Raw genomic sequence first — 26,683 nt, 5'->3', positions numbered from 1 at the left:
ACGTGGAGCACCACCTTGTCGATGCGGAGGCGACAGCCATCGCCCATCTGATGTTCGAAGCCGGCACACTGCGCGGACTTCCCCGTACCGGATGGCGCCAGGACGGGATCCCCTTGTCTGCCGCGGAGACCGTCGCCGAACACAGCCACCGCACCGCGCTTGTCGGCGCGGCTCTCGCCGCGCTTGAGGGCGCCGACCCCGCCCGCACCACCCTCCTCTGCACCCTCCACGACGTCCCCGAGGCACGCACCGGCGATCTCACGCCCCTTACCAGGCAATACGTCACCGCCACTGATCCCCGGAAGGTGATCGTCGATCAGACTGCGGGTGCCCACCCGGCTGTCCGGAGCCTCTTCGCCGACGCCATCGCCGAGTTCGAGGACGGTGCGACCCGCGAGGCGCGCTGCGCTCGGGACGCCGACAAGCTCGACTGCCTGCTGCGAGCCCTGGAGTATCGGGCCGGGGGTGTCCCGGCGGTTCAGGGCAAGATCGACCGGTGTCGCGCCGCGCTCACCACCGCAGCCGCCCAGCGGATCGCTGACGCCGCACTGCGCCTTGCCCCGACCGACTGGCAGCACGCCGGGGCCTGAGTCGGTGGGCGCTGCTTGTCCTTGCTCCGGGCGCGGGCTGTGCTGCGGATGAACTGACGTCCTTGCCCGCCGATCTTGCGAGGTTCCGGGCCCGTCCTTGGGTGAGTAAGGACCGCTTTCCGCTCCGGACTGACCCGTAGGTCTTGGGCGGACTCGGCGGGGGAGGGGGCGAGTCGCCAACTACCAGCCTTAGGGGCGCCTTTGGGCTTCCTTAAGGGTCTAGACCGATTGGACTAGACCCTTGACGCGGGTGTGGGTGAGTGCCACCGTACGACTGCCAAGTAGGACAGCCTTCGATGAAGCGCCCGGCGGGCGCCGCCCACGCTCACCCCAGAGCGAAGCCGAGGCGGCGCGTCTGCGGGCGCCTCCTGGTGGCCAGAACTACTGCACTCGCGGCACCCCCACCGGTCACGCGGTACCCGCCGTCGTGGCTCGTTCGCGATCGAAGGGACCTTCATCATGGACGCGAAGTCCACCAAGCGGGGCTTGGGAGCAAGCCTCGCCACCGTTCTGCTGCTCACCGGGATCGCCGCCTTCGCCGGCGGCCCCGCGGCCCAGGCGGACGCCAACACCACCACTGCGGTCAGCTCCGGCCCCGCGGTCTTCACCCAGGCGGTGCCCACCGGGCAGGCCTCGGAGTACAACAAGCCGCTGGAGCGCTGCGCCAACGGCGTCAACCACCCGATCAGCGGGACCAACCCGGTCCTGACCGAGACGGCGACCACGCAGTTCACCAGCAATGTGGCGCTGTCGCAGTACGTCACCTTCAGCGGCAACCAGTGGTACGGCAACTACCAGTTCGTGTTCACCAACACCTCCTCGCAGGTGCTCTCGACGGACTGCGCCGTGCTGGTCTTCCAGGCGCCCTCGGGCTCGGACAACCACGGCTACACCGCCACCCAGCAGTACGGCCACCCCCAGCAGGACTACCTGGAGGTGCCGCGCGGCAACGGCGTCTCCTTCTACATCGCCCGGATCGACTTCCACGACGTGCCGCTGGCACAGCGTCAGGTCGCACCCGGGAAGTCCTTCACCTACTCGCTGGGTGTCCTCCCGAACTCGGCGATCACGCTCAACCAGATCCGCGACTCGCTCAAGTTCACGGCCGATCTCGACCTGGCCGGCAACGAGGCCCTGATCAAGCGTTACGGCACCAACCGGCTGACCAACTGACAGCGGACGGGCCCCGTTGACCACTCCCGCGACGCGTGTCGCTCCGGCGCGCGCCGCGGGAGTCCAGTTCCCCCACCAGGTCTCCGCAGCCCGCCGGCCCTCAGTCAGCCGCATCGCCCATGAACGGAGCGGACCTTGCCGTACCGCACAGCGAACCCACGCGCCGTGGTCGGGTTCACGGTCGTGGCCCTCGCCGCGGTCGCGGCCGGGTGCGCGAGCACCGCCGGCCCCAGCACACCCGGTACGCCGTCCTCGCCTCCCCAGCCCCAGACGCTCCAGGCGGAGGCGGTCGCCACCCAGGAGTTCGGCCTGCTCGCCGGCAGTGGCTGGGCCCAGGCGTGGAGCCTCTGGAGCGAGAGCGCCCAACAGGCCATCTCCCAGGCCGACTTCACCCGCCTCAACACCGAGTGCCCCTCGGCACTGGGTATTCCGTACGTGATCGACCGCAGTACCAAGGTGGACCAGAACACCGTACGGATCGGCTGGCGGCGGGGCGAGGCCAGTGGCAGCAACACGCTCGTCCACGAGTCGGGCCGATGGCGCTTCGTCCCCGACCCGGAAGCGCTGGTCGACTACCGGCTCGGCCCGGACGCGCTGATCGAGCGACGGAAGGTGGCGGGCGGATGCCAGGCGCACTGATCACCGGCCTCCCGCCCACCGCGCTGTGGCGCTCGGTGCGACGGCTGCTCGCTCTCGGGATGCTGACCTTCGGCGCGCTGCTGGCCCTGGGGCTGCCGGCCTCGGCCCACGCGGACCTGCTCTCCTCCTCGCCCGCCAACGGCGCCGTGCTCGCGGCGGTGCCGCAGCAGGTGGTGCTGGTCTTCTCGGACCAGGTCACGTCGGCACTCAGCTCGGTGCGGGTGACCGGCCCGGACGGGCAGCGGGCCGACACCGGCCCCGCGCAGGACGCGCCGGCCGAGAGCGAGCGGCTCACCACCGCCCTCGCCCCCGACGCCCACCCGGGCACCTACGTGCTGGTCTGGCGTGCCACGACCGCCGCCGACGGCCACACCACGACCGGCACGCTCACCTTCTCGGTCGGTTCCCAGGGCCATCCCGCTGCGGCGGTTCCCCGGCCGGCCCACGACGCCGTCACGGACGCGGTGCTGGACACCACGGTCTGGCTCGGTCTGGCGGGACTGGCCCTGCTGGTCGGCGGTGCAGCGCTACGGTTCTGCCGCCCAAGGCAACCGGTGGCCGCCACCGGAGCCGTGGAGCCCGAGGGCGCTCGGTGGCCCCGTTCGCTCGGGTGGGGTGTCCTGCTCACGGCGACCGTGGCCCAGCTGTTCGTCCACGGCCCGGCCGGTCAGGGCCACCCCGTCACCAAGGTGTTCGACCGTGCTCTCCTGAGCGCGACGCTGGAGACCCGCGAGGGGTACGCCCTGGTGGCCCGCATCCTGCTGCTGGCCGTGGTCGCGGCGGTCGGCGAGGCGCTGCTCCGACGGCCTTGGGGGGCTGGCCCCGCCGCCGTACTCGCCCTGGTCCTCGGCACCACCTGGAGTGCGACCAGCCACGCGTCGACCGGGAGTTGGCAGCCGCTGGCGGTGCTGTCGACCACCGTGCACCTGACGGCGATGGCCGTCTGGGCGGGCGGCCTGTTCGGGATGGTCCTGCTGTTGGGCAGCAGCGGGGCTGACGCGGACGGTGAACGGCGGGCCACCGCCACGCGGTTCTCGCGGCTCGCCCTGATCGCGGTGGCGGTCGTCGCCGGCACCGGCCTCTACCAGGCGTTCCGCGAGGTGAGCGGTTTCGGCGAGCTCACCGGCACCGCCTACGGCAGACTCCTGCTGATCAAGACCGGAACCCTCGCCGTGGTGATCGCCGTCGCTGCCGTCGGCCGGGGCCGCCTGGCCCGCAGGACGGTGGGCGACAGGCGCGTCCTGCGCCGCATCGTCGTCCTCGAACTCGTCGGCATCGCAGCCCTGTTGGTCGCCACGGTCCTGCTGATCGGCACCCCACCGGCTCGCACGACCTCGACCGGACCGCACGCCCACGCGACGACCGCCCAAGCGCGGTCCTGAGCCGGTGATCCGACGTCCGCACGGGTGGACTGCGGGTCGGTCAGGCAGGGGGCCGACGGCCGGGAGTACGGCCAACTCGGCGACATCCTTAGCCGGGTCCGCCGCAGGCCGGGTTCATGCTGGACGACGTCGATCGGGCTCTGGGCGTCGCCGAGGTCGACCTGCGGATCGCAGGGGAAGCTCAGCCGGCGACTTCGTGACGGCAGCGCCGTCACCTCGTCCGGGCGGCCCGGCTGACGCTACCCGGTGTCCGCTGACCGCTGGAACAGTTCGTCGAGGTGGTGGGCGAGGATGGCGAGAGCCGCATCGCCGGTCCGTTGCCCGCCGAGGACGCTGGAGCCCAGGCCGTTGGTCAGCGCGAGCAGCCCGGCGGCCGTCCATTCCGGGTTGCGACTGACACTGACCGCCCCGTCCTGCTGCGCGGCACGGATCTGTTTGGCGAGGAACCCTTCGAGCAGGTCGGGTTGCGGGGTGCCGTGCTGTTCGACCAGCTTCGGGTCACCCAGGACGAGCGTGTAGTACGCGGCGTACGTGCGGGTGATCCGGCGGCTGTCCGGGTCCGTGGGCAGGATGCTCGACAGGATCGCGGTCACGACACCGCGCGGCGTCGGCGGGGTGCCGGCAGCGGCGATCCACTGCTGCATGCGGGCCTGGAGCTGTGCGCCGAGACGCGTCAGGGCGTCCATCAGCAGCTCGTCCTTGGTGTGGAAGTAGTACTGGACCAGGCGCAGTGACACCCCGGCCTCCGCTGCGACGGCGCGCATGCTCGCCGCCTGGAGTCCCTGGGAGTCCGCGATCCGCAGCAGTGCCTGCGCGATCTGGTCCCGGCGCTGCTCGTGGTCGACACGTGGGGGCATTGTCCGTCATCTCCAAGTCGTGATACGACTGTATCATGACGATGGGTCAGTTCAGGAACGACGCTGCCAGGCTCAGATTCCTCAGTGCCTACGACACTGTGCTCGACCGACTGTGGCCCGGGCCGCGTACGGCGGTCGACGCCCCCACCGCGTTCGGCACCACCCGGGTGTACCGCAGCGGCAGCGGCAGCCCGATCGTGCTGCTGCCCGGGGCAGGCGGCAACTCCCTGATGTGGCACCGGTACGTACCCGCTCTCGGCGCCCACCACGAGGTGATCACCGTCGACCCGATCGGCGAGCCGGGCGCGAGCGTGCAGCAGGCACCCATCCGCGACGGCCACGACGGCGCCGCCTGGCTCGACCAGCTCCTGACCGCCCTCGACGTCACGTCCGCGCACGTCGTCGGCTGCTCCTACGGGGGTTGGCTCGCCCTCAACCACGCGATCGACACGCCGGACCGGATCTCCTCCCTCACCCTGCTCGACCCGGCCGGCTTCGCCGACCCCGGCCCGCGGTTCTACCGCTGGATGATCACCGGTGCCCTCGCCGGACTCGCCCCCCGCCTGCTGCGTCCGCGCCTGGCCCGCCTGGTCACCAACCACACCGTCCTGGAGCACGAACTGATGAGCCTGGCACTGCCGTCCGCCGCCTTCCGGCGCCGACTGCCCCCGGCCACCCTGTTCACCGACCACGACCTGCACCGGCTGCGCACACCCGCGCAGTTCCTCCTCGGCGCCCGCAGCGCCCTGCACGACGCCCGGCAGGTCGCGGACCGTCTCGCCGACCGCGCGCCCGACACCCTGGTCGAGATCGTGCCCGACGCGGGACACGCACTCCCGATGGACCGACCGGAGCTGGTGACCGACCGCATCCTGCGGTTCACCACGGCATGACGACCGGTCAGATCCGGCACACCCGCCACCCGCACCCGACGACCGTCAAGTCCGCCGAAACTGCCACCATCGGAGGCCACATGCACGTCGACGAAGTGATCTCGGTACGACTCCGCCGCCTCGCCGCCCTGCTCGGAGTGGTCGGCCCCGTGGTGTTCACCCTCGGCTGGGGCATCGGCCAGGCGGTGCAGGACGGACGGTACGACCCGGGGCGCGACGACATCAGCGACCTGGGAGCGCTGACCGCCCAGCATCCCTGGGTCGTGCTCACCGGACAGGCCCTCGGCGGCGGCGCAACAGTGGTGTTCGCCCTGGTCGCACTGCGCTTCCTGGTCCGCGACGGCCGTGCGGGCCGAGTCGGCGCCTGGCTGCTGGCCCTGTCCGGACTGGGCCTGGGCAACCTCCTCGACACGCTCTTCCGGCTCGACTGCCGGGCGGCCGACGGCTGCGACCTCGCCCACCGGACCGCCTCCTGGCAGGGCACGATCCACGAGATCGGCGGTGTCACCGTGCTGCTGCTCGCGATGGCGCCCCTGGTCCTGACGATGGCGTTCCGCCACCTCCCCGGCTGGGCCGGATTCGCCCTGGCCTCCCAGGCGGTCGGCTCGGTGCAGCTCCTCCTCGTGATGGCCTACCTGGCGCTCAACGGCCACGACGGCAGCGGTTACGCGCAACGGGCGATCGGCCTGCTCGCCGCCGTCTGGACGGTCACGCTGGCCGTACGAGTACTTCGCCGGCCCCGGACCATACTGCCGCCCGCACCTGACGAGCCCTCACCGGCACCGGCGAGCCGGCCCGCACCGTGACGGAACGCACCGCGTCCCGGCGGTCCGACTGCGGGAGCGAGCCCCGAGGTGGATCACCCCGGTTCGACGAACGAGTGGTGCGCGGACGCCGTCCGGCTCTGCGCGGAGCAGTGGGCGTACAGGAAGGTCGGCGAGCACCGGCCGTTCGAAGATGCTCCGCTCTACGCGGTCATGGTGCGCCGCCTGCGATGACGGGCATCTCGTCAGGACAGAGGTCAGGGCGAGGCCCGAACGTCCTCCTGCATCGCGGGTGAGAGATCGGCCCCTTCCCGGCGGCCTCGTCCACGGTGCGCAGGGTGCGGCCGGCCCTGTCGAGGTCGCGGTGGCTGGTCCAGCCGCAACCGGGCCCGTCGAAGACTTCAAGGTACTGAATGCCGTCTTCGCGGGCCCGGTTCAGGGTGCCCGAGTTGCAGGCCACGGCCGGCTTGGCGAGGGTGGCGGCTTCTGCCCAAGCCCGGACCGGGACCTGCGCACCGGTTCGGTAGACGACGTGGTTGAGCTGGTGGTCCTTGATGAGCCGGTGGGCGAGAACTCGGGCCGCCTGACGGGCCGTCATGTTGCTGGCGGCGAGCAGTGGCAGATCACGACGGGCAGCAGCGCGAGCGGCTCGGTGGAAGCTGTTGGCCATCCGGTTGGCTTCCTGGGAGCGGCGCACGAAGTCACCGTACGAGTCGGCGGCCAGGGACCGGAGGGTGTCGCGGTGGATCAGCGTCCAGGTGACACCGGTCCAGCCTGCGGCGGGCTGCCCCGCGAGCTCGGTCTCGGACGTCTGGTGGGCCGTCATGGCGAGCTCTCCTCCTGCGTACCTCAAGACCTGAACCCCTGCGTGGATCGTACGAAGAACCTGGAACCTCAGGTGCGGTTGAAGGCAACGCGGTCGACCTACCGCACGGCTCCGCGCTCATCGACGAACACGGTCGGCGCCGACAGGAACAGGTCGGCGCCGGCCGGGCCGTAGGCGACGTTGAACGTGTCGAGCCAGTACGACCAGTCCCGAACCCCCGCCGCGCTGCTGAAGCGGTAGTTCAGTTGCCACCGCACCCACTGGGCCGGGTGGAGACGCACGGCCGGAGGTCTACGAGGTCGCGGTGGCAGGCCGAACAAGGGCTCCACCCGGGGACGCACGCGCAGACGCCCCTCGGTCTCGCGAAGGCTGATGTTGGCGCTGCGGAGCTGCTCCGGGCTCTCGTGCGGCTCGAAGTCGTCTCCTTCGTGCATCCGGACCGTATGCACGGACGAAGCCCAGCCCAGCGGAACGGCAAGGCCGATCGGGGCGGCATTCCTGCGAGCAGCTGCGTCCCCGCCCCGGGACTGCTTCGTCCAGGACGTTCGGATCCATTGGACCGTGATCTCCACAACACTCACCTCCGCGCCGAAGGATACGGAGGCCCGGTTGCGGACCCCGAACCGCTGCCGTCCGGAGCCTGACCGGGGATCGCGCCATAGCACGGACCCTCCGTGCCGAGGGGCGGCTTGTCCGATGGATCCCCCTCATGGGCGAACCGGCCCTGAACGTCGGCGATGCGGGCCCGGGCAGCGAAAGGGTGGTGCCGACAGCGGGCCGGTGGGTGGGGTGGGAGCTCTGCCGCCGGAGGGCTCGCGCCGGGGTGCGGGGCGGCCCGGGAGATTCGGCGGGAAGGCGTCAGATCGGCTGCTGTGCAGGGTTGTTGAGGTTTCGTCAGGGAAATTCCGAAGGCGGTTCTACCAGCTCCGGCCTGGCCGGAGGCGTTCACCGGCCGCCCGTCCGTACTCTTTCGATCGTTTGAGGATGCTGATGCTTCGTGCTGGATCATCACTCGGAGGTCGGCGCTCCGCGCCCGTTCTCGGGTGGCTCCTGCCCGCGGTCGTGTCGACGGCCGCCGCTGTCGCCGCCGTGTCGCTGACGTCCGCCGATGCCCGGGCGGGAGTCGTCTGGTGCGGGGTGGTGGGCACGGCGGCGGTGGCCGTGGTGGCCGCCGAGGCGGTGCGCCGGGGGCGCAGGCTGGTGGCCCTGGGCGAGCGGTACGACCGGCAGGAGAGCGAGCTGCGGCGTCGGCTCGCCCGGCAGGAGGCCGAGACCGTCCGGCTGGCCAGGGTCACCCTGCCCGAGACGGTCGCCCGGTTGCAGCGCGGCGAGTTCACCGGGGACGTGCTGAAGGCGTACGAGTCCCACGACGGCGTTGCCGGACCGGAGTTCCACGCCGCCCGGCAGGCGGTCCTGCGCACGGTGCTGGAGGCGGTCGACGCGGAGGAGGGGCTGCGCGAGTCGGCCCAGCGGGCGTTCGTGAACATCGCCCGCCGGGTGCAAGCGATCGTGCACCGGCAGGCCCAGGACCTGCGCGAGATGGAGGACCGGCACGGGACCAATCCGGCGGTCTTCGACGACCTACTGCGACTGGACCACGGCAACGCCCTGGTCGGCCGGCTCGCGGACAGCATCGCCGTCCTCGGCGGCGCCCGCCCCGGCCGGCAGTGGAGCAGGGCGGTACCGCTGTACAGCGTGCTGCGCGGCGGCATTTCGCGAATCCTGGACTACCAGCGGGTGGAACTGCACCCGGTCTCCGAGGTCGCCGTGGTCGGCCCGGCCGCCGAGCCGCTGATCCACGCGCTGGCCGAGCTGTTGGACAACGCCACCCGGTACTCGCCGCCGCACACCAACGTGCACCTGACCGCGGTCGAGGTGCAGACCGGCATCGCGATCGAGATCGAGGACGGCGGTCTGAGCCTGAGCGAGGAGGGCCGGGCCCGCGCCGAGCGGATGCTCGAGGAGGCGCAGGCCGGGATCGACCTCAACGACCTGGGCGAGACCCCCCGGCTCGGCCTCGCCGTGGTCGGGCGCCTCGCGCAGGAGTACGGCTTCCAGGTCTCGCTGCGCCCCTCCGCCTACGGCGGCGTGCGCGCGGTGCTGATCGTGCCGCAGGAGCTGATCACCACGGCGCCCGCGACCGGCCGGGCGCACGGCATCGGCTCCGCCTCCGGCCCCCGGCCGGCCCCGGCCGCCGTTCCGCAGCCGACGGGTGGTCAGCGGCCGGGGGGGTCGCGGACGGTACCCGCCCTCGGGGACCCGACCGGGGACGGGACGACGGCGGGCGGCGAGCAGCTCCCGAACGGCCTGCCGCAGCGCCGCCGCCACGCCGCGCCGGCCTGGCCCGGCGCCCGCGAGGACACCGGAGCGCAGCAGGCCCCGGCGCAGCCCGGCATGTGGCTGGCCGCGTTCCACGAGGGCGTGAACGGCAACGCGCCGTCCACGGGCGCGGCCGACCAGGCCGACGAAGAGTCGGCAGGGAAGGGCGAACGGTGACCCAGCAACGGAACAACATGGACTGGATGCTCAAGGAGCTGGCGGACGGCGTCCCGCACGCCCGGCACGTCGTCGTGCTCTCCGCCGACGGTCTGCGGATGGCCCAGTACGGCACCGACACCGACACCGCCGACCGCCTCTCCGCCGCCTGTGCGGGTCTGCAGAGCCTGGCCGCCGCGGTGGGACACGAGTTCCCGCACGGGGACGGCCGGATGCGGCTGGTGGTGATCGAGATGGGCGGCGGCTTCTTCTACCTGATGGCGGCGGGCGCCCGGGCCTACCTCGCGGTGCTGGCCGACGAGGGCGTGGACGCCGGGCTGATGGGCCAGCGGATGCGCGACCTGGTCGCCCGGATCGGCGAGCACCTCAGCACTCCGCCGCGCGCCAGTGAGCAGGTCGGATGAGCGAGCGGACCGGTGGCGGGCGCGCAGTGGGCGAACCGGACGGCGACCGCCCGGAGGACACCGGATGAGCGCCACGGGCCAGGACTGGCACGAGGGCAGCCCCGAGCGGCTCTACGTGATCACGCGCGGTCGCAGCGGTCGGGTCGAGCAGACCACGTTCGACCTGGTCACCCTGATCGTCGCGCGTTCGGAGCCGACGCCCACGATGCAGCCGGAGCACGCGGCGATCCTGCGGATCTGCGGCTCGCCGCTGTCGGTGGCCGAGATCTCCGCCCACCTGCGGCTGCCGATCAGCGTGGTCACCGTGCTGCTGGCGGACCTGCTCAGCGAGAAACGGATCGAGGCCCGGGCCTCCGTCCCGAAAGCGATCCTTCCCGACCAAGCCCTGCTGGAGGCGGTGATACATGGACTTCAGAAGCTCTGAGACCGAATGGGGGCCGCAGCACGCGGATCTGCTCCCGGCCTCGGCCGCCATGGCGGTCAAGGTGGTGATCGTGGGCGGCTTCGGCGTCGGCAAGACCACCCTGGTCGGCTCCGTGAGCGAGATCCGGCCGCTGACCACCGAGGAGACGATGACGCAGGCCGGCGCGGGCGTCGACGACCTCGCGGGGGTCGAGCGCAAGACCTCCACCACGGTGGCGATGGACTTCGGCCGGATCAGCATCAACGACGAACTGGTGCTGTACGTGTTCGGCACCCCTGGGCAGGAGCGGTTCTGGTTCCTCTGGAACGGCCTGTTCGAGGGCGCCCTCGGCGCGGTCGTGCTGGTCGACACCCGCCGCCTGGAGGTCAGCTTCGACGTGATCGGGCGGCTGGAGGACAGCGGCGTGCCGTTCGTCGTCGCGGCCAACACCTTCGCCGAGTCGCCGACCTACCCGACCGAGGAACTGCGGGCCGCCCTCGACCTGCCCCCCGAGGTGCCGATCGTCAGGTGCGACGCCCGGACCCGCGAATCGAGCCGCGACGTCCTGATGGCGCTGATGCGCTACCTGTACGACCTCTCGGCCCCGTCCGCGCGGTGACCGTCCCGCGACGGCTCCTGCGCACCGACCTCACGACGACCGCCTCATGACACCCCCGGAGATACCGTGACCACCCCGTTCCGTGACGATGCCTCCCTCACCCCGCCGCCCGGCTGCCCCGCCCACGGGCTCGGCACCCACGGGCTCGGCGCCGACGGCCTGCGGCGGCTGTACGGGCCGGAGGCCGAGGCCGACCCGGCGGCCCTGTACGAGAAACTGCGCGCCGAGCACGGCGAGGTGGCGCCCGTCCTGCTGCACGGCGACCTGCCGGCCTGGCTGATCCTCGGTCACTCCGCGAACCTCACCGCCATGCGGACGCCCTCCCGGTTCTCCCGGGACTCCCGCCGCTGGACGGCGTTCCAGGAGGGCCGGGTCACCCCGGACTCCCCGCTGATGCCGGTGATCGCCTGGCAGCCGCTCTGCGTGTTCGCGGACGGAGCGGAGCACAAGCGCCTGCGCGGGGCGGTCACCGACGGCCTGAACCGGGTCGACCGGCGCGGGATCCGCCGGTACGTCACCCGCTTCGCCGACCAGCTGATCCAGGACTTCGGCCCGGCCGGCCAGGCCGAGCTGGTGGCCCAGTTCGCCGAGCACCTGCCGATGCTGGTGATGACCCACGTGGTCGGGATGCCCGAGGAGTACGGGCCCCGACTCGTCGAGGCCGCACGGGACTTGATGAAGGGCACCGAGACGGCCATCGCGAGCAACGACTACGTGGTGGCGACGCTGCGCCGGATGATGGACCGCAAGCGGGTGGCGCCCGGCGCCGACCTGGTGTCGTGGCTGATGCAGCACGAGGCGGGGCTCACCGACGACGAGGTGCTGGAGCACCTGCGGGTGGTGCTGCTCGCGGCGAACGAGACGACCGTCAACCTGATCGCCGACACGCTGAAGATGGTGCTCACCGACCGCCGGTTCCGCGCCCACCTTTCAGGGGGTCACATGACCCTGCCCGACGCGCTGGACCAGGTGCTCTGGGACTCCGCGCCGATGTCGCTGGTCGCGGGCCGCTGGGCCACCGGCGACACCGAGCTCGGCGGGCAGCAGATCAAGACCGGCGACATGCTCCTGCTCGGTCTCGCGGCCGGCAACGTCGACCCGGTCGTCCGGCCCGACCTGTCGAAGCCGCTGCACGGCAACCGTGCCCACCTGGCGTTCGGCGGCGGTCCGCACGAGTGCCCCGGCCAGGACATGGGCCGGGCCATCGCCGAGACCGGCATCGACATCCTGCTCACCCGACTGCCGGACCTGCAACTCGCCATCTCCGAGGACGAGTTGACCTGGACCTCGGCCTGGCTCTCCCGGCACCTGGTCGAGCTCCCGGTGCGTTTCACCCCACGGGCCAAGCCCGCCGGGGGAGCGGTGGCCGGGGCGGGTGCCGTCATCACGACACCGCCACCGCCGACGGTGGCACCCGCAGTGCCCTTCGCCCAGCCCGGGTGGCCGACCGCTCCGCCGGTCGGTGCGACCGCCACGGTGACGGTACCGCCGCAGCGCCGCAGCTGGTGGAGCGTCCTGATCGACCGGTTCCGGCCCTGACCCCGGGGCGGGCTCATCTGATCCGATGAATCGTCAGGAATCACGAGGTGGACGAACGCCACGGCCGGCAACCACGGCCAGGTCAGGCGCCTGCCGAGGTCGGCGGGCGGCTGCTGTGCGGACGTGGTGCGGCTCCGATTGCCGGGGGTGAGCGAGGGCGGCGCGGGGTTGGGCTCCGCGCCGTCCAGGCACTCGAATAGATCGGACAAGTATCAACAAGGACGGCAGGCGGGTCGGCAGAGTCATTGGCCTGAGGGAGTGTCCGGCGAACGGCTCCGGCCCACGGGCTCAGGCATCGTGAGCCGCCTCCGGGAGCGGCGTGTCCCAGTCCAGCAGACGTACCAGCTGCTCGTCGGGCTGGTTCGCGGGGCGCTCGGAGTCCCGGGGCGGGGCCGCGTCCTGGGACCGGCTGCCGGTCGGGGGTCGGCTCGCGGTGAGGCGGGCGCTGGTGGCGATGTTCTGTTCGGTACGGGGACGGCGGTGGTGTTCGTAGCGGGCGAGTGCGGTGTCGAGCGTCGGGGCGTCGCGGAGGGCCTTGGCGAGGACGAGGGCGTCCTCGAGGGCCATCGAGGCGCCCTGACCGGTCGCGGGGGAGGCGGCGTGGGCGGCGTCGCCGATCAGCACCACGCGCCGGCTGCGCCAGCGGGTGCCCGACGGCAGGTGGAGGGCGTTGGTGACCAGGAGGTCGTCGCCCGTTCCGGCGACGATGTCGGCGCAGGGGGTGCGGTCCGGGCGCAGGAGCGGTTCGAGCCGGTCACGCCACTGGGCGGGGGTGGTCCTGGCCCGGTCGTCGGCGTCGACGGGCGGGCCGGGGACGCGGGCGAACCAGAAGGTCTGGCCGGCGGGCGAGACCAGGTAGCCGAAGGCGACCTCGCTGCCGCGGACCATGGTGATCAGGTCGGGGCCGGAGGCGGGCGGCGGTGCGGCGGTGCTGTAGCCGTAGAAGACGCGCTGGCCCGCGTACTCGGGGCCGGGGCCGGACGGGTCGAGCCAGGTCCGCACCGTCGAGTGCAGGCCGTCGGCGCCGACCAGCAGGTCGCCGGTGGCCGTGCTGCCGTCGGCGAAGTGCGCGGTGACCGCGCTGTCGGTCTCGGTGACCGAGGTGAGCCTCGCGGCGTGCCGCAGGGCGATCCCGCGACGGTCGACCTCGGTCTGGAGTACGGCGCCGAGTTCGGCCCGGCGCAGGCAGCGGTAGCGGGCCAGCGGCCGGTCGGACTCGCCGAGCGGTACGGCGGCCAGTTCGACCCCGGTCGCGTCGAGGACGCTCATGCCGGTGACTTCGAAGCCGACCCCGGCGACGGCCCGCGCCGCGTCGAACCCGGCCAGGGCGCGCATGCCGTTGCTGGCCAGGGTCATGAAGGCGCCGATGTCCTCACCGGTGTCCGGGTGCGCCTCGTGGACGACGGGCTGGTGCCCGGCCTTGTGCAGCGCCAACGCCGCCGCCGTACCGGCGATGCCTCCTCCGATGACCACAACCCGCGCCATGTGCCGCCCCCTTCGTGCCCGTCCTGTCGCCGACCGGTCCATCCTCGCAGAGCTTTCCGGCCGGATCGGGCGGTCCGGGAGAGTGGGCAGCAGGATCGCCGGGACGGTACCGGTACGGAGGGCACCTCCCGGGCCGTCCGATCCGGCCGTGTGGCAAGATCACGGCATGTTGCGACTCACCGACTTCATCATCGACTGCCCGGACACCATGGAGCTGGCGGCCTTCTACGCCGAAGTGACGGGTCGTCCGGTCAAGAAGAGCAGCGACGACTTCTGGGCCGGTATCCAGTTCGGCGAGATCGAGTTGGCCTTCATCCGGGTGGACGACTACCGCGCCCCGCAGTGGCCCGACGGTGAGCACCCCAAGCAGTTCCACCTCGACTTCGAGGTGGACGACATCGAGTCCGAGCAGCGCCGCCTGCTGGCACTCGGTGCGACGCTGCTCCAGGACTCCGTGGGTCCCGAGGGGTACGGCTGGCGGGTCTACAGCGACCCGATCGGTCACCCGTTCTGCCTGTGCCGCAACAAGGGTGTCGTCTGGACCGACGAGGGTCCGACCTGGCCCTCGCGCGCCTAGGGCCGGTCGTCGAACTTCCGCCTGCCCCACGGCGTCTGGTGCGTGCTCTCGCCGCACCGGACGAAAGCCCAGGTACGACCCCAGTACGAGTGCTCCCGTCCGGCACGCCGAGAGCACGCACCGGACGCCGCAGGGCCGCCCTTCGGGCGACGACGGGAGTTCGACGACAGGCCCTGGCGCCGTGCCCGGCACCAGGTTCCGGCCGGCGTCGTCGGACCGGTCCACCGGGGAGCAGGCCGGGCCGGATGCGCCGACCGCACAGTGGGTGGGGCCGGGCAGCCGCCGGCCGAAATCGTCGTGACGGGGCGGCGCATGGACTGGTACCCATGCCTGCATGACCCATTTCGATGACCTGAGCCCGTACACCTACCTTGAGGACGACGACGAGGAGACCCTCTCGGTGGCGGACGGGTACGTGTCGTACGTGCCGGCCGGCCCACGCCTCAACGTGGGCTGGCTGGGCGACAGGTGTGAGCCGGGTCCGGTCGACGAGGTGTTCGCGGCCGCCCTTCGCGCGGTGGTCGACCACCAGCGGTTCAACGTGATGCGCGGGATGCACGCCTGCGGGCTCTGCGACACGAACCCCTACCGGGAGCCGGATACCTGGGACGAGGCCGTCCGGAGCGGGGCGCTGGGCTGTCACGAGATCCGTGTCCCCGGTGATGACGGCGTCGTCTACGCGGCGCCCCAGATGATCTGGCACTACGTCACCGCACACGGCTACCAGCCACCGGCCGCCTTCGCCGCCGCCGTCCTGGCCTTCGTGGCCGAGGGCGGCCATCTCGGCGAGCCGTCCTGGATCCCCGCCGACGCCCTCCGGGAGTAGCGGTGGGGGTTGGTGGCCCTCGACGTACGCGAGGCCACCCACGACCCCGCCTTCGCACCCTGGTCAGGGCCGGATCCGTGCACTGCCCGCCGTCGGTGGTCGGCGCCCGGATCGGGACCGGCTCACCCCGGTCCGGTGACGTCCAGCAGTTCGACGCCGGGGAACGTGACGACGACGACTCGGTGCGGCGGCTGGGGCAGGCGTCGACCATGTCGCCCGACCCGCGGCGGCCGCCATGACGAGACTCCGGCGGATCCGGCCGTGTCGTGGGACCTGCCGACGTCGGGCTCCGCCCCGCCGAACGGCCTGAAGGCCCGATGGCGAACGCTGCCGTAGGTATTGACGGACCGTCAGGAGCGGTGGAGACAGTCGGTTTGGGAAGGCCGTGGACTTTTGACTGCGGCGGCGTGCCCGTGCCGACCCCGCTGACCGACACTTGCCCTCGGCGCCCCGCGCGGGACCGGGTCGGCCGTCCGTCAGGGAGCCGTCGGCCGGGCCGCGCGCAGGTCGGCCAGGGAGTGGCGCTGACGTGCCCGGTCGTCGAAGTTCTCGGGCGCGAGCCAGGCCTCGAAACCGCGCCGGACGGCGGGCCACTCGCCGTCGGTGACGGAGAACCAGGCGGTGTCCCGGTTGCGGCCCTTGTACACCAGGGCCTGCCGGAAGATCCCCTCGAAGGTGAACCCCAGGCGTTCGGCCGTCGTGCGGGACGGGCCGTTGAGGCTGTCGCACTTCCACTCGTAGCGCCGGTACCCGAGGTCCTCGAAGACGTACCGCATGGCCAGGTACTGCGCCTCGGTCGAGATCGGACGGCGCTTCATCAGCGGGGAGAACATCACGTTGCCGATCTCGACCACCCCGTGCTCCGGGTCCTGGCGCATCAGCGAGAGGGTGCCGACCGCCGTCCCGGCGGCGAGGTCGATCACGGCGTAGTGCCGCGGGTCGGTGCCGGCTGCCGCCGCTTCGGCGTAGCGGTAGTACTCCGCCGCCGACTCGAACGGTCCGGCGTACATGTACGTCCAGTCCCGCTCGTCCGCCCCGCTGCGGTAGGCCGCGTGGAGCTCGGCCGCGTGCCGCTCCGGGTCCAGCGGCTCCAGCCGGCAGCGGTCGCCCTTCAGTGTGACGGCGGCGGGCCGGGGCCGGGGCGACCAGCCGGGCAGCGGATCGCCGACGGGCTGGTCGAATTCGTTGCGACGCACGGGCACTTGGCGCTCCTGGGGCAGTGGTGCGGAGGTCAGACCCCGCGGTCGAGGATCTTCACGGCGGTCAGGCACCCATTGTCGGCCCGGTCGGTCTCGACGTCTTGGAACCGGGCGGGATCGCGGTGCGAGCAGGGGATGGATCAGCAGGTCCTGGGCTTGACGGCGAACTCCGGGCCGTGCCGGTCCGGTGCGCGGGCGCCGTCTCGCGCAGCCGCGCGTACCAGGGGTACGGGTCCCGGCGGCCGGTGGGCGCGAACGTCCTGCGCAGCAGGCTGTCCGGCGTGAAGCCGGTGGTGGTCGGCACACCCGTCCCCTTCCCGAGGCGTCGCTCCCGTCGGCCGGCCGAAGGGCCCGGACGGAGCGATGGTGTGCGGTGGCCCGGGACCGGTGCACCTCTCTCCCGGATTCGACACCCGGCGGGAGGACGACCTGCGGCCGAACGGCCCAGGCGGGCCGACCGGCCGGGTCGGGCCCGGCGCCAGGGCCTGTCGTCGAACTCCCGTCGTCGCCCGAAGGGCGGCCCTGTGGCGCCTGGTGTGTGCTCTCGGCGCACCGGGCGGGAGCCCTCGTACTGGGTCGTCCTCGGGCTTTCGTCCGGTGCGGCGTGCGTGCGTGCCGGGTGTCGTGGGGCAGGCGGGAGTCTGGACGACAGGCCCTAGAGTTCGTAGTCCCGGGCCAGTTCCTCCCAGTGGATGCCGCGAAGTGCGAGGTCGGCGTTCTCACCTGACGGGACGTCGGGGACGGGCTGGAACCAGATCACGGTGAGAGCGGAGCGGTGCAGCGCCGGGTGGAGCTCGGGATCGATCACGGTCGACTCGAAGGCTCCGATGCAGGCCACCGGAGGCAGCACCTCGACCGGGCCGAACGCGCCGGCGGTCTGGTCCGGGTGGTCGAGGGAGGGCGGGACGAGATGGACCGGCGAGGAGAACGACCCGCTCTCCGCCATCCGCCGGAGGCCGCCGACCTTCAGGTCGTTGATGCGCTTGCACGGGTAGCCCTCCAGCATCCCCGTGTAGGTCGAGGACATCCGCAGGGTGGTGAGCGCGATCGAACGACCGGACGAGAGGACCACGTGGCTGAGCGACATGCCGACACCCTAGGGGCATGATCCGCTTCCGGTACACGCAGTTTGGGTGCCTCGGTTGTCGCCGGGTCCAGGCCGGCGGCGGCAGGTCCGGGTGGGGTTCGGCCGTGGTCCGTGCCCTGGTGACGGCGCCGTGGAGGGACTGCGGGTCGTGCGCTCGGGCAGTCAGGCGTGTGCGCACCCGGCCGCGAACCCGGCCCACCGAAGCCGCCCAGCGCACCACCTCGGGGCGTGGGGCCCGTCCGGAACCTGGGTCCTCAAGCGGGCCGAGCGCGCGGCTTCCCGCACCCCGAGGCGGTGACCGGCCCGTACCGGACGGCCGAGCTGTGCCGGGAGCCGGTGCTCCGACCCTGCGGCGGGGCGGCCGGTGTCCACCGGTGGCCCCGCCGCAAAGGGCGTCAGTCGGTGGGTAGTTGATCCATCCGGGCGAAGGAGTAGCCCCGGGCGAGCAGGCCCTCGATCACGCCCGGCAGGGCCTCGGCGGTCTGCGAGCGGTCGCCGCCGCCGTCGTGCATCAGGATCACCGAGCCCGGCCGGGTCTGTTCCAGGATGCTGCGGGTGATGGCGTCGGCGCCGGGCAGGGCCCAGTCGAAGGGTTCGACGTCCCACAGGGCGACGGTGGAGCCCCCGTCGGCCAGCCAGCTCAGCACCTCGGGGGTCCGTGATCCGTACGGCGGCCGGAACAGGCGCGGGCCCTCGGCGCCGACCACCTGGGCCACGGCGTCGTCGGTGCGGGCGAGTTGGTCCGCCAGCTCGGTCCGGGAGAGGTCGGGCAGGTACGGGTGGGACCAGGTGTGGTTGGCGATCTGGTGGCCCGCCGCGGCCATCCGGGACAGCTCCTCGTGGTGGGCCAGCGCGTGCAGGCCGACGCAGAAGAAGGTGGCCGGGACCTGGTAGCGGTCGAGCACGTCCAGGATCCGCCCGGTGTACGGCGGGTTGGGCCCGTCGTCGAAGGTGAGCGCCACCACCCGGTGCTCGCGGGAGCCGTGGGCCAGGCAGCGGCCGGCTTGGCGGAGCGCCTCGGTGGCGTCCTCGCTCTCGGCGATGGCGGCCTCCAGCTGGTCGACCCGGCCGGTGAGGGTGCCGCTCTCGATCTGCAGCCGGACCACCGTGGCGGGGTCGCGGGCGGCGGTGACGGCCAGCGTCAGGGCCGCGACCGAGCCGAAGGCGGGCCGCTCGGGCAGGGACCACGGGTCGGCCCGGTACAGGTGCAGGCCCGCGCTCATCAGGCCGCCGTCCAGCATTCCGTTGGTGCTGTCGACCACGGTCGCCAGCTCCTGCCCGGCGGCTCGGGAGCGGTCCCGGAGGCCGAGCAGATGGGCCGTCAGCTGGGGCACCCGGCCGGCCGCGACGTGCACCGGGGGTTCCACCGGGAGGCCCCGGTCGTCGACGACGGCGAGTTCGTAGCCGAGCTCGGTCCAGGCGATTCCGCAGTAGCGCATGGGGTGGATCTCCTCCGGTGGGGGCGCGAGGCAGTGTATGCCGCGGTGGGCGGACGGGGGCTGAACGGGGGGCTGTTCACCAGGCCAGCAGGCGGCGCAGCGGCTCCAGTTGGGACAGCGGGACGGGCCGGGCGGTCCAGGGCCGGCTGAGCCGGTCGTCCTCGGCGCGCGGCACCACGTGGACGTGCAGGTGGAACACGTCCTGCCAGCCGGCCGGGCGGTTGGCCTGAAACAGCGTCAGCCCGGCCGGGTCGAGCACCTCGCGCTGCCGGTGGGCCACCCTGCGGACCGTCCGCATCACGGCCAGCGCGTCCTGCTCGTCGATCTCCCAGAGGTCGGTGGCGTGCCGCCGGGGGATCACCAGGGTGTGTCCGGGGGTCACCGCCGTGATGTCCAGGAAGGCCAGGGTGTCCGCGTCCTGGTGGACGATCGCGGCCGGGAGGCGGCCGTCGACGATGGCGCAGAACGGGCAGTCGGCGGGCGCCGCCGGAGCGCCCGGCGTGGCGGTGGACGGGCTGGTCAGCGCACCGGCAGGTGGGTTCGGCGGGGTGGTCGAGGGGCTCATCAGCGGGGTGGCTCCGTTCGGTGACCGACGTCGCACCGGGGCCCCCAACCCGGGCTGATCCGGGTGGAGTTGGCCGGCACGAGCTTGATCGCCAGTCTTGACAGGCGGGCTGGGCCTGCCCATGATTACCGGCGTTAGGAAACCTTACTAACTAACGCCGGGGGAAAGTCAATGCCGGGTAGGTCCACCGCCGGTCCAGGAGAACGCCCGGACACCGTGACCGAAGTGACGGCCCGTCGGCCGGACCGCGCGGCGGTGCGGGCCAGGGTGGCCGTGCTCGGGGTGTTCTGGCTCTGCGGCGTGGCCCGGGCGCTCTGGAGCGCCTCGCTGCCCGCGGTCAACGAACGGCTGCACCTGACCGCCGGTCAGGTCGGGCTCGCCCTGCTGGCCGTGGGGGTCGGATCGATCGCCGTCATGCCGCCGGTGGGCCGGCTGTCCGACCGCTACGGCAGCCGCCGGCTGCTCCGGATCGGCGCCCCGCTCGCCGCCCTGACGGCGGCCGGCCCCGCGCTGGCGACCGGCTACCCGGCCCTGTTGGCTGCCGCCTTCGTGCTCGGGGTCGGCCTAGGCGCCCTGGACGTCGCGATGAACGCCCAGGCCATCGAGGTGGAGCAGCGCTACGGCCGCCCGATCCTGTCCTCGTTCCACGGCCTCTGGAGCCTGGGCGGGGTGATCGGCAGCGCGGTGATCGTCGCCGGACTCCACCTGCGGCTCCAGGCCCAGGCGCTGACCGTGCTGAGCGCCTGCGCGGCCGCCGCCCTCTACCTGCTCACCGGCCCCGCGCTGCTGGCCCCGGCCCGCCCCGACCGGGCCGCACCGAAGGCGGGGGAGCAGCCGCAGCGGCCGGCGGCCCCGCTCGGCCGGGGCATGATCGCCCTGCTCGGCCTGACCGCCACGGCCGCCTTCCTCGCCGAGGGCGCCGGCTACGACTGGGCGGCCCTGCACGCCGGGCGGGAACTCGGCGCGGACCAGGCCACCGCACCGCTCGCGTACACCGTCTTCGCCGCCGCGCTGACCCTCACCCGGCTGACCAGCGACCCGCTGCGGCACCGGCTCGGGCCGGTCCGCGGCATCGCCTGGGCCGGTGCCGTCGCGGTGCTCGGGTACCTGCTGGTGCTGGTGGCCCCCCTGCTGCCGGCCGGCCGGATGCCGCTGGCCTTCACCGGCTGGGCGGTCGCCGGGGTGGGTCTGGCGACCGTGGTGCCCGCCGTCTTCGGCAGCCTGGCCGCTCACGACGGGGCGGTCGGCCGCGGCCTGGCGTGGGTCTCCGCCTTCGCCTACAGCGGCAACCTGGCCGGCCCGGCCGTGATCGGCTTCATCGCCGGGGCGACCTCGCTCGGGGCCGCGATGCTGCTGCCCGCCCTGATGGCGCTGACCGTCGCCCTGGTCGGCCCGATCGCCCTGCGCCGGGCCCTGCGACCCTCCTGACCGCCCGTCGTCCCCGCCTGCCCGTCGACCCGTCAGCCGAGAAAGGCACGCACATGACCGCACCAGACCCGGGCCCCGCCACCGACCTGCTCGACGAGGAGCCCGTCGTCGGCCGCTCGACCCTGCGCCGGCTCGCCGCGGCCTGGCCCCGCCGGGCCACCATCCGCACCGACCTGGCCGCCGTGACCGACCCCGGCGCCTACGACCCCGACCTGCTGGACTACCCGCTGCACCTGCTCCCGTTCGCCGAGCACCCGCTCTTCCTGGCCGCCTCCGAGGAGCAGCGCCGGCAGGTGAACACGATGTCCTGGCTCGGCTACAACGAACGGGTCATCGCCGCCGAGGAGTTCGTCGCCAACCCGACCTTCGACAAGCTCGCGCACGGCGTCTTCCCGGGCGTGGACCGCTGGGAGGTGAAGGAGGCGGTCCAGCAGTCGCACGTGGACGAGGTCTGGCACTCGTACATGCACATGCTGGCCATGCAGCGCACCCGGCAGGCCCGCCGCCCGGAGGCCGAGCCGGACTACGGCCAGCCGGTCACCAACCGCACGCTGTACGCCCTCGCCGACCAGCACCCCGAGCGCTGGCAGCGCGACCTGCTGTACCTGCTGTGGACCGCCGTCGGGGAGATCAGCATCAACGGCTTCCTGGACCTGCTGGCCCGGGCCGACGGCATCCAGCCGATGCACACGCTGATCGCCCGGCTGCACGCCAGGGACGAGGCCGCGCACGGCCCGGTGCTGTACGAGCTGATGCGCGAGATCCACCCCCAACTGAACGCCGAGCAGCGCGAGTTCCTGATCGCGATGTTCCCCGCCGCGATCACCGCCTTCGGCGCCGAGGACTACCGGCTCTCGCTGCGCATCCTGGAGTTCGCCGGCATCCCGAAGGCCGTCGACATCATCGAGGACACCCGCAGGCTGCCCGGCAACGAACTGATGATGAACGACTTCTCCACCGTGCGAAGGCTGTTGGAGGAGTTGGGCATCAAGGACCGAGTGGAGTACGACTTCCAGTGATCCTCACCGGACCGGAGATCACCGAGGCCAACGCGGACGGCCGGATCGCGATCGCCCCCTTCCGCGCCGACCAGGTGAACCCCAACAGCTACAACGTCCGTCTCGGCGACACCCTGCTCTGCTACACCGACGAGACCATCGACGCCTACCGTCCCAACCCCACCGCCGAGCTCCGGATCCCGGACGAGGGCTACGTGCTCCGGCCGGAGCAGCTCTACCTCGGCCACACCATGGAGCGGGTCGGCTCCGACCACTACGTCCCGCTGTTGTTCGGCCGCTCCTCGGTCGGGCGGCTCGGGCTGTTCGTCGAGATCACCGCCCCGATCGGCGACATCGGCTTCCACGGCCAGTGGACACTGATGCTCTCGCCGGTCCGCCCGCTGCGGGTCTACCCGGGGATGAAGATCGGCCAGGTGATGTTCTTCGTCGCGCTCGGCGAGGTCGACCTCTACCGGGGCAAGTACCAGTCCTCGGAGGGCCCGCAGGAGTCCCGCTACTGGCACGACCGGGTGGGGGCGCGGTGATCCTGACCCGGGAGGCGATCCTCGCGGCCGTGGACAGCGGCGAGGTGCTGATCGACCCGTTCGACCGCGAGCAGGTCTCGCCGAACGCCTACGACTGGCGGCTCGGCGAGCGGATCCGGATCTGCGCCGGGGAGCTGGACGCGGCCCGGCCCACCGTCTTCGAGGAGCGGGTGATCCCGCCGGAGGGGATGCTGCTCGAACCGGGGCAGCTCTACCTCGGTGTCACCCACGAGCGGACCGGCTCGGAGCGGTACGCCCAACTCATCAACGGCGACCACACCATCGGCGCGCTCGGTATCTGGGTGCACGTCTCCGCACCGCTGGGCCACCAGGGCCACGCCATCCACTGGACGCTGGAGATCCGGGTGGCCCGGCCGGTCCGGGTGTACCCGGGGATGCGGTTCGGAAAGATCGTCTTCCTGGACACCTTCGGGGCCGGCCTCAGCTACCAGCTGACGGGCCGTAAGTACACCCGGACGCCGGGCATCGACATCTCCCGGCTGTACGAGGAACTGGCCGCGCCCGAGGGGGTGTCATGAAGGTGATCACCGGGCTGGACCTGCCGGCCGGCAGCCCAGGCGGCAGCGTCGAGCTCCTGAAGGACCTCTACCTCGGGCCCCGGCCCCCGGTGCCGGCCGAGGTGTTCATGCTCGAAGGGCCGCCGGGGGCGGTGCCGGGCGGGCCGGTGCTGCTGGACGTCCCCGGCAAGCAGCTGGCGGGCCCCGGCTTCTGGGCCTACGTCGACGACCTCGCCGCCGCGCTCCGGAAGAGCTTCGTCCCGGGCGCGGCGGGCGTCCTGCACCTCCAGCACCTCGCGTTCGGCGCCACTCCCGCGCTGCTCCGGGCGTTCCCCGGCACGCCCGCACTGGCCCTGGTGCACGGCACCGACCTGCTGTTCGCCGCCGACCACCCGACCCAGCTGGAGGTGCTGCGGGAGGCGGCCGCCGCCGCCCGCCGGATCGTGGTCCCGACCGGCGCGATGGCCGACCGCCTGCGGGAGTTGGCCCCGGTGGCGCCGGAGCGGATCGTCCCGATTCCGTGGGGCATCCCCGACCGGCTGCTCCGGACACCGCCCGCCCGCACCCCGCGCGGCGACGGACCGCTCCGGGTGCTCTACGCCGGGCGGCTCACCACCGAGAAGGCCGACGCCGAGTTGCTCGCCCGCCTCGCGGCGGTCCCCGGCGCCGCCCTGTCGGTGGCCGCACCCCGCGCCGAGTACCACGCGCTGGCGGCGCTCGCCGACCTGACGGGCGTCCGCTACCTCGGCTGGCTCGACCGGCCCCGGCTCTGGGGTGCGTTCGCCGAGCACGACGTGCTGGTGGTGCCCTCCAACCGGCTGGAGGCCTTCGGCCTGGTCGCGGTCGAGGCGCAGGCCTGCGGACTGCCGGTGCTGTACCGGCCGGTGCCCGGGCTGGCCGAGGTGCTGGGCGGATCGGCCCTGGCCACTCCCGCCGCCGACGGCCGGCCCGCCGCCTTCACCGCCGCACTCGGCGAGTTGGTCCGCGACCCGACCGCCCTGGCCGACCTGCGGACGGCGGGCCTGCGCAACGCCGCCCGCTTCCCGCTGTCCCGGACCGCCCGCGAACTGCGCGCGCTGTCCGACCGGCTCGACTGACCCCCACTCAGGAGCGTCCCGCATGAGCACACCTCCTCCCACCGCCGCCCCCCGGCTGATCGCCACCGACCTGGACGGCACGATCGTCCGCAGCGACCGCACGGTCTCGGCCCGCACCATCGCCGCCTTCGCCCGGGTCGAGCGCGCGGGCGGGCGGTTCGTCCTGGTCACCGGCCGCCCGCCGCGCCTGATGGACGAGATCGCCGAGGTCTTCGGCCACCGGGGCGTCGCGATCTGCTCCAACGGAGCGTTCCGCTACGACCTGCGCTCCCGCTCGGTGACCGCCGAGCACGCGATCCCGGTCGAGGTGCTCGGCGAGACCGCCCGCCGCCTGCGCGCCGCCGTCCCCGGCATCGGGCTCGCGGTCGAGTACGCCCACGAGCTGGCCGGCGACGAGCACTACGAGGCGGGCGACTGGGACTCCGACACCACCGTCCAGCGCCGCCCCGACACCGACCTGTTCGGCCGGCCCGCGCCCAAGCTGATCGGCCGTCACCCCGAGCTGTCGGCCGACGAGCTGCTGGCGCTGGCGGCCCCCGTGGTGGGCGAGCTGGTGACGGTCTACCACTCCAACGGCGAGCGCCTGGTGGAGGCGGTCGCGCGGGGCGTGAGCAAGGCGTCCGCGCTCGGCGAGCTGGCCCGGCGCGAGGACATCACCCCGGAGCAGGCCGCCGCGTTCGGGGACATGCCCAACGACCTCCCGATGATGGCCTGGGCCGGCACCTCGTACGGGGTCGCCAACGCGCACCCGGACGTGCTGGCCGCCGTGGACCACGTGATCGGCAGCAACGACGAGGACGGGGTGGCGGCCGTGCTGGAGGCGCTGTTCGCCGAGTCCTGAGCCGTCCGTCCGTCCCTCGAGAGAAGGTGCCCGTCATGAGTGAACTCCACCGGCTGGTCAACGCCTGCCTGCTCCCCGGCCTGCCCGCCGGACCGGTCCCCGACTGGGCCCACCAGGGGCTCCGGGCCGGCCTGCCCGGCTTCGCGCTGTTCCCGCCGGATCCCGGCTCCGGAGCCGGCGCACCGCCCCGGGAGCTGTTCCGCGCCACCGCCGCCGCGCTCCGGGCGACCGCCCCGGACGCGCTGATCGCCGTCGACGAGGAGGGCGGCGACGTCACCCGGCTGGAACACGGCACCGGCAGCTCCTACCCCGGCAACCTCGCCCTCGGCGTGGCCGACGACCCCGCCGCCACCGGCCTGGTCGCCGCCGCCGTCGCGGCCGACCTGCGGGCGGCCGGGGTCAACCTCAACCTGGCACCCTCGGTCGACGTCAACAGCGACCCGGACAACCCGGTGATCGGCGTCCGTTCCTTCGGCGCCGACCCGAAGCTGGTGGCCACCCACGGCGCGGCCTTCGTCCGCGCCACCCAGGGCGAGGGCGTCGCGGCCTGCGCCAAGCACTTCCCCGGCCACGGTGCGACCAGCACCGACTCGCACCGCGGCCTGGCCGTGGTCGACTGCGACCCGGAGACCTTCCGGAGCCGCGAGCTCGCGCCGTTCCGGGCCGCCGTCGAGGCCGGCGTGCGGAGCGTGATGGCCGCTCAGGTGCTCTTCCCGGCGGTCGACCCGGTGCACCCGGCCAACACCAGCCGCATCCTGCTGCACGAGGTGCTGCGCGAGGAACTCGGCTTCGAGGGCGTGGTGATCGGCACCGCCCTGGCGATCCTCGGCCCGGCCCCCGCCGAGGAGTTGACCCGGGCGGCCGTCGACTCGCTGCGGGCCGGCGCCGACCTGCTGCTGCTCGGCCCGGCGGACGGCGAGCGCGTCCACCGCGACCTGGTGGCCGGACTCGCCGAGGCCGTCCGCAGCGGAGCCCTCGCGCCGGAACTGCTGGCACAGGCCGCCGCCCGGACCGCCCACCTGCGCGCCTGGGCCACGCCGCCGGACCGCGGCGCCGGGCTGACGGCGGCCCGGCGCGCGGTCCGGGCCGAGGGCGCGGTCGCCCTCGCCGGGCCGGCCACCGTGGTGGAGGTGGGCGCCGACGCCGGCCACCCGCTGGGGGTGGCGACCGGTGGCGGCCTGGCCGAAGCACTCGGGCGGCTCGGCCGGTCGGCCCGGACGGTGCACGCGTCGGCGGCCGCGGTGGCCGGCGAGATCCTGGCCCTCGCCGCCGGGACCGCGCTGGTCCTGGTGGTCCGGGACGCCCGCCGGGCGCCCGCGCAGCGGGCGCTGGTCGGGGAACTGCTGGCCGCCAGGCCGGATGCCGTACTGGTGGCCCTCGGGATGCCGGAGGACGCCGAACTGACGTCGGGTCCGGTGATCCGCGCCTACGGCGCGGGCGCGGTCAACACGCAGGCCGCCGCCGAACTGCTGGCGGGCGTCGGGGGCGCCTGA

28 protein-coding genes are annotated in these 26,683 nt (G+C 73.1%); 20 read left to right on the top strand and 8 right to left on the bottom strand.

Annotated elements, in window-relative coordinates:
- Nucleotides 1-2 precede the first annotated feature (2 nt).
- From ACIRPK_RS07060 to ACIRPK_RS07045, 4 genes are all read left to right on the top strand, one after another.
- A complete protein-coding gene (locus tag ACIRPK_RS07060) occupies nucleotides 3-590 on the top strand; it encodes an HD family hydrolase (protein ID WP_403034145.1) in 588 nt (195 codons plus the stop codon).
- A gap of 459 nt (nucleotides 591-1,049) precedes the next feature.
- Nucleotides 1,050-1,763 carry a hypothetical protein gene (locus tag ACIRPK_RS07055; RefSeq protein ID WP_403034142.1) on the top strand — a complete coding sequence of 238 codons (714 nt, stop codon included), beginning with the start codon at nucleotides 1,050-1,052 and terminating at the stop codon, nucleotides 1,761-1,763.
- A gap of 135 nt (nucleotides 1,764-1,898) precedes the next feature.
- Nucleotides 1,899-2,402, top strand: a complete 504-nt coding sequence (locus ACIRPK_RS07050; protein ID WP_403034139.1) for a hypothetical protein — start codon at nucleotides 1,899-1,901, stop codon at nucleotides 2,400-2,402.
- The gene (locus ACIRPK_RS07045; RefSeq protein WP_403034136.1) at nucleotides 2,387-3,784 is read left to right on the top strand and encodes a copper resistance CopC/CopD family protein; all 1,398 of its coding nucleotides are present in this window, start codon (nucleotides 2,387-2,389) and stop codon (nucleotides 3,782-3,784) included. The genes ACIRPK_RS07050 and ACIRPK_RS07045 overlap by 16 nt, the downstream gene beginning before the upstream one ends.
- Nucleotides 3,785-4,023: 239 nt before the next feature.
- Here ACIRPK_RS07045 and ACIRPK_RS07040 read toward each other — a convergent pair whose 3' ends face one another.
- On the bottom strand, nucleotides 4,024-4,641 hold the full coding sequence (locus ACIRPK_RS07040; RefSeq protein WP_403034133.1) for a TetR/AcrR family transcriptional regulator: 618 nt from the start codon (nucleotides 4,639-4,641) through the stop codon (nucleotides 4,024-4,026).
- Nucleotides 4,642-4,676: 35 nt separating this feature from the next.
- On the opposite strand from ACIRPK_RS07040, the gene ACIRPK_RS07035 reads away from it, so the two are divergent.
- Together ACIRPK_RS07035 and ACIRPK_RS07030 are read left to right on the top strand one after the other, a co-directional pair.
- Nucleotides 4,677-5,534, top strand: coding sequence for an alpha/beta fold hydrolase (locus ACIRPK_RS07035; protein WP_403034130.1), 858 nt, complete (start codon nucleotides 4,677-4,679; stop codon nucleotides 5,532-5,534).
- Nucleotides 5,531-6,340: a DUF998 domain-containing protein gene (locus ACIRPK_RS07030; RefSeq protein ID WP_403034128.1), complete on the top strand. Its 810-nt coding sequence runs from the start codon at nucleotides 5,531-5,533 to the stop codon at nucleotides 6,338-6,340. Before ACIRPK_RS07035 ends, ACIRPK_RS07030 begins: the two co-directional genes overlap by 4 nt.
- A 169-nt stretch (nucleotides 6,341-6,509) precedes the next feature.
- Here the strand turns inward: ACIRPK_RS07030 and ACIRPK_RS07025 are convergent, their stop codons facing one another.
- Together ACIRPK_RS07025 and ACIRPK_RS07020 are read right to left on the bottom strand one after the other, a co-directional pair.
- Complete coding sequence (locus ACIRPK_RS07025; protein WP_403034125.1) at nucleotides 6,510-7,124, bottom strand: hypothetical protein; 615 nt, start codon at nucleotides 7,122-7,124, stop codon at nucleotides 6,510-6,512.
- A gap of 98 nt (nucleotides 7,125-7,222) precedes the next feature.
- Entirely contained in the window at nucleotides 7,223-7,696 is a 474-nt protein-coding gene (locus ACIRPK_RS07020) for a hypothetical protein (protein WP_403034122.1), read from the bottom strand.
- A gap of 418 nt (nucleotides 7,697-8,114) precedes the next feature.
- On the opposite strand from ACIRPK_RS07020, the gene ACIRPK_RS07015 reads away from it, so the two are divergent.
- From ACIRPK_RS07015 to ACIRPK_RS06995, 5 genes are all read left to right on the top strand, one after another.
- Nucleotides 8,115-9,620, top strand: a complete 1,506-nt coding sequence (locus ACIRPK_RS07015) for an ATP-binding protein (RefSeq protein WP_403034501.1) — start codon at nucleotides 8,115-8,117, stop codon at nucleotides 9,618-9,620.
- Nucleotides 9,621-9,637: 17 nt separating this feature from the next.
- On the top strand, nucleotides 9,638-10,024 hold the full coding sequence (locus ACIRPK_RS07010; protein WP_403034499.1) for a roadblock/LC7 domain-containing protein: 387 nt from the start codon (nucleotides 9,638-9,640) through the stop codon (nucleotides 10,022-10,024).
- Nucleotides 10,025-10,088: 64 nt separating this feature from the next.
- Nucleotides 10,089-10,448 (top strand): DUF742 domain-containing protein, encoded by a 360-nt coding sequence (locus ACIRPK_RS07005; protein ID WP_403034119.1) that lies wholly within the window; start codon nucleotides 10,089-10,091, stop codon nucleotides 10,446-10,448.
- On the top strand, nucleotides 10,429-11,046 hold the full coding sequence (locus ACIRPK_RS07000) for a GTP-binding protein (RefSeq protein ID WP_403034116.1): 618 nt from the start codon (nucleotides 10,429-10,431) through the stop codon (nucleotides 11,044-11,046). Before ACIRPK_RS07005 ends, ACIRPK_RS07000 begins: the two co-directional genes overlap by 20 nt.
- A 66-nt stretch (nucleotides 11,047-11,112) precedes the next feature.
- Nucleotides 11,113-12,585, top strand: a complete 1,473-nt coding sequence (locus tag ACIRPK_RS06995) for a cytochrome P450 (protein ID WP_403034114.1) — start codon at nucleotides 11,113-11,115, stop codon at nucleotides 12,583-12,585.
- A gap of 288 nt (nucleotides 12,586-12,873) precedes the next feature.
- On the opposite strand, the gene ACIRPK_RS06990 is transcribed toward ACIRPK_RS06995, so the two are convergent.
- Nucleotides 12,874-14,070 (bottom strand): FAD-dependent oxidoreductase, encoded by a 1,197-nt coding sequence (locus ACIRPK_RS06990; protein ID WP_403034112.1) that lies wholly within the window; start codon nucleotides 14,068-14,070, stop codon nucleotides 12,874-12,876.
- A gap of 166 nt (nucleotides 14,071-14,236) precedes the next feature.
- Between ACIRPK_RS06990 and ACIRPK_RS06985 the strand changes: the two genes are divergently transcribed.
- Together ACIRPK_RS06985 and ACIRPK_RS06980 are read left to right on the top strand one after the other, a co-directional pair.
- A complete protein-coding gene (locus ACIRPK_RS06985; protein WP_403034109.1) occupies nucleotides 14,237-14,647 on the top strand; it encodes a VOC family protein in 411 nt (136 codons plus the stop codon).
- Between the two features lie 334 nt (nucleotides 14,648-14,981).
- The gene (locus tag ACIRPK_RS06980) at nucleotides 14,982-15,473 is read left to right on the top strand and encodes a hypothetical protein (protein WP_403034107.1); all 492 of its coding nucleotides are present in this window, start codon (nucleotides 14,982-14,984) and stop codon (nucleotides 15,471-15,473) included.
- 476 nt (nucleotides 15,474-15,949) lie between these two features.
- On the opposite strand, the gene ACIRPK_RS06975 is transcribed toward ACIRPK_RS06980, so the two are convergent.
- The 4 genes from ACIRPK_RS06975 to ACIRPK_RS06960 all read right to left on the bottom strand — a co-directional run bounded on the left by ACIRPK_RS06975 (nucleotide 15,950) and on the right by ACIRPK_RS06960 (nucleotide 19,763).
- The gene (locus tag ACIRPK_RS06975; protein WP_403034104.1) at nucleotides 15,950-16,669 is read right to left on the bottom strand and encodes a GNAT family N-acetyltransferase; all 720 of its coding nucleotides are present in this window, start codon (nucleotides 16,667-16,669) and stop codon (nucleotides 15,950-15,952) included.
- Nucleotides 16,670-17,327: 658 nt separating this feature from the next.
- Nucleotides 17,328-17,759: a hypothetical protein gene (locus ACIRPK_RS06970; protein WP_403034102.1), complete on the bottom strand. Its 432-nt coding sequence runs from the start codon at nucleotides 17,757-17,759 to the stop codon at nucleotides 17,328-17,330.
- A gap of 395 nt (nucleotides 17,760-18,154) precedes the next feature.
- Nucleotides 18,155-19,198, bottom strand: coding sequence for a polysaccharide deacetylase family protein (locus tag ACIRPK_RS06965; RefSeq protein WP_403034099.1), 1,044 nt, complete (start codon nucleotides 19,196-19,198; stop codon nucleotides 18,155-18,157).
- Nucleotides 19,199-19,274: 76 nt separating this feature from the next.
- Nucleotides 19,275-19,763 carry an HIT family protein gene (locus ACIRPK_RS06960; protein WP_403034096.1) on the bottom strand — a complete coding sequence of 163 codons (489 nt, stop codon included), beginning with the start codon at nucleotides 19,761-19,763 and terminating at the stop codon, nucleotides 19,275-19,277.
- A 216-nt stretch (nucleotides 19,764-19,979) separates the two neighbouring features.
- Here ACIRPK_RS06960 and ACIRPK_RS06955 point away from each other — a divergent pair, with 216 nt between their 5' ends.
- Genes ACIRPK_RS06955 through ACIRPK_RS06925 form a run of 7 tightly spaced genes read left to right on the top strand, consistent with a single transcriptional unit; the run spans nucleotide 19,980 to nucleotide 26,683 of the window.
- The gene (locus ACIRPK_RS06955) at nucleotides 19,980-21,191 is read left to right on the top strand and encodes an MFS transporter (protein ID WP_403034093.1); all 1,212 of its coding nucleotides are present in this window, start codon (nucleotides 19,980-19,982) and stop codon (nucleotides 21,189-21,191) included.
- Between the two features lie 53 nt (nucleotides 21,192-21,244).
- Nucleotides 21,245-22,210, top strand: coding sequence for a diiron oxygenase (locus ACIRPK_RS06950; RefSeq protein ID WP_403034091.1), 966 nt, complete (start codon nucleotides 21,245-21,247; stop codon nucleotides 22,208-22,210).
- Nucleotides 22,207-22,734, top strand: a complete 528-nt coding sequence (gene dcd / locus ACIRPK_RS06945) for a dCTP deaminase (RefSeq protein WP_403034088.1) — start codon at nucleotides 22,207-22,209, stop codon at nucleotides 22,732-22,734. Before ACIRPK_RS06950 ends, dcd begins: the two co-directional genes overlap by 4 nt.
- Nucleotides 22,731-23,273, top strand: a complete 543-nt coding sequence (locus ACIRPK_RS06940) for a dCTP deaminase domain-containing protein (RefSeq protein ID WP_403034085.1) — start codon at nucleotides 22,731-22,733, stop codon at nucleotides 23,271-23,273. Before dcd ends, ACIRPK_RS06940 begins: the two co-directional genes overlap by 4 nt.
- On the top strand, nucleotides 23,270-24,349 hold the full coding sequence (locus tag ACIRPK_RS06935) for a glycosyltransferase family 4 protein (protein ID WP_403034083.1): 1,080 nt from the start codon (nucleotides 23,270-23,272) through the stop codon (nucleotides 24,347-24,349). Before ACIRPK_RS06940 ends, ACIRPK_RS06935 begins: the two co-directional genes overlap by 4 nt.
- Before the next feature lie 22 nt (nucleotides 24,350-24,371).
- Nucleotides 24,372-25,190: an HAD family hydrolase gene (locus tag ACIRPK_RS06930; protein WP_403034080.1), complete on the top strand. Its 819-nt coding sequence runs from the start codon at nucleotides 24,372-24,374 to the stop codon at nucleotides 25,188-25,190.
- Between the two features lie 35 nt (nucleotides 25,191-25,225).
- The gene (locus ACIRPK_RS06925; protein WP_403034077.1) at nucleotides 25,226-26,683 is read left to right on the top strand and encodes a glycoside hydrolase family 3 protein; all 1,458 of its coding nucleotides are present in this window, start codon (nucleotides 25,226-25,228) and stop codon (nucleotides 26,681-26,683) included.

Source organism: Kitasatospora sp. NPDC101801, assembly GCF_044766665.1.
Lineage (GTDB): Bacteria > Actinomycetota > Actinomycetes > Streptomycetales > Streptomycetaceae > Kitasatospora.
This window is presented reverse-complemented; position numbering and strand designations above follow the sequence as displayed.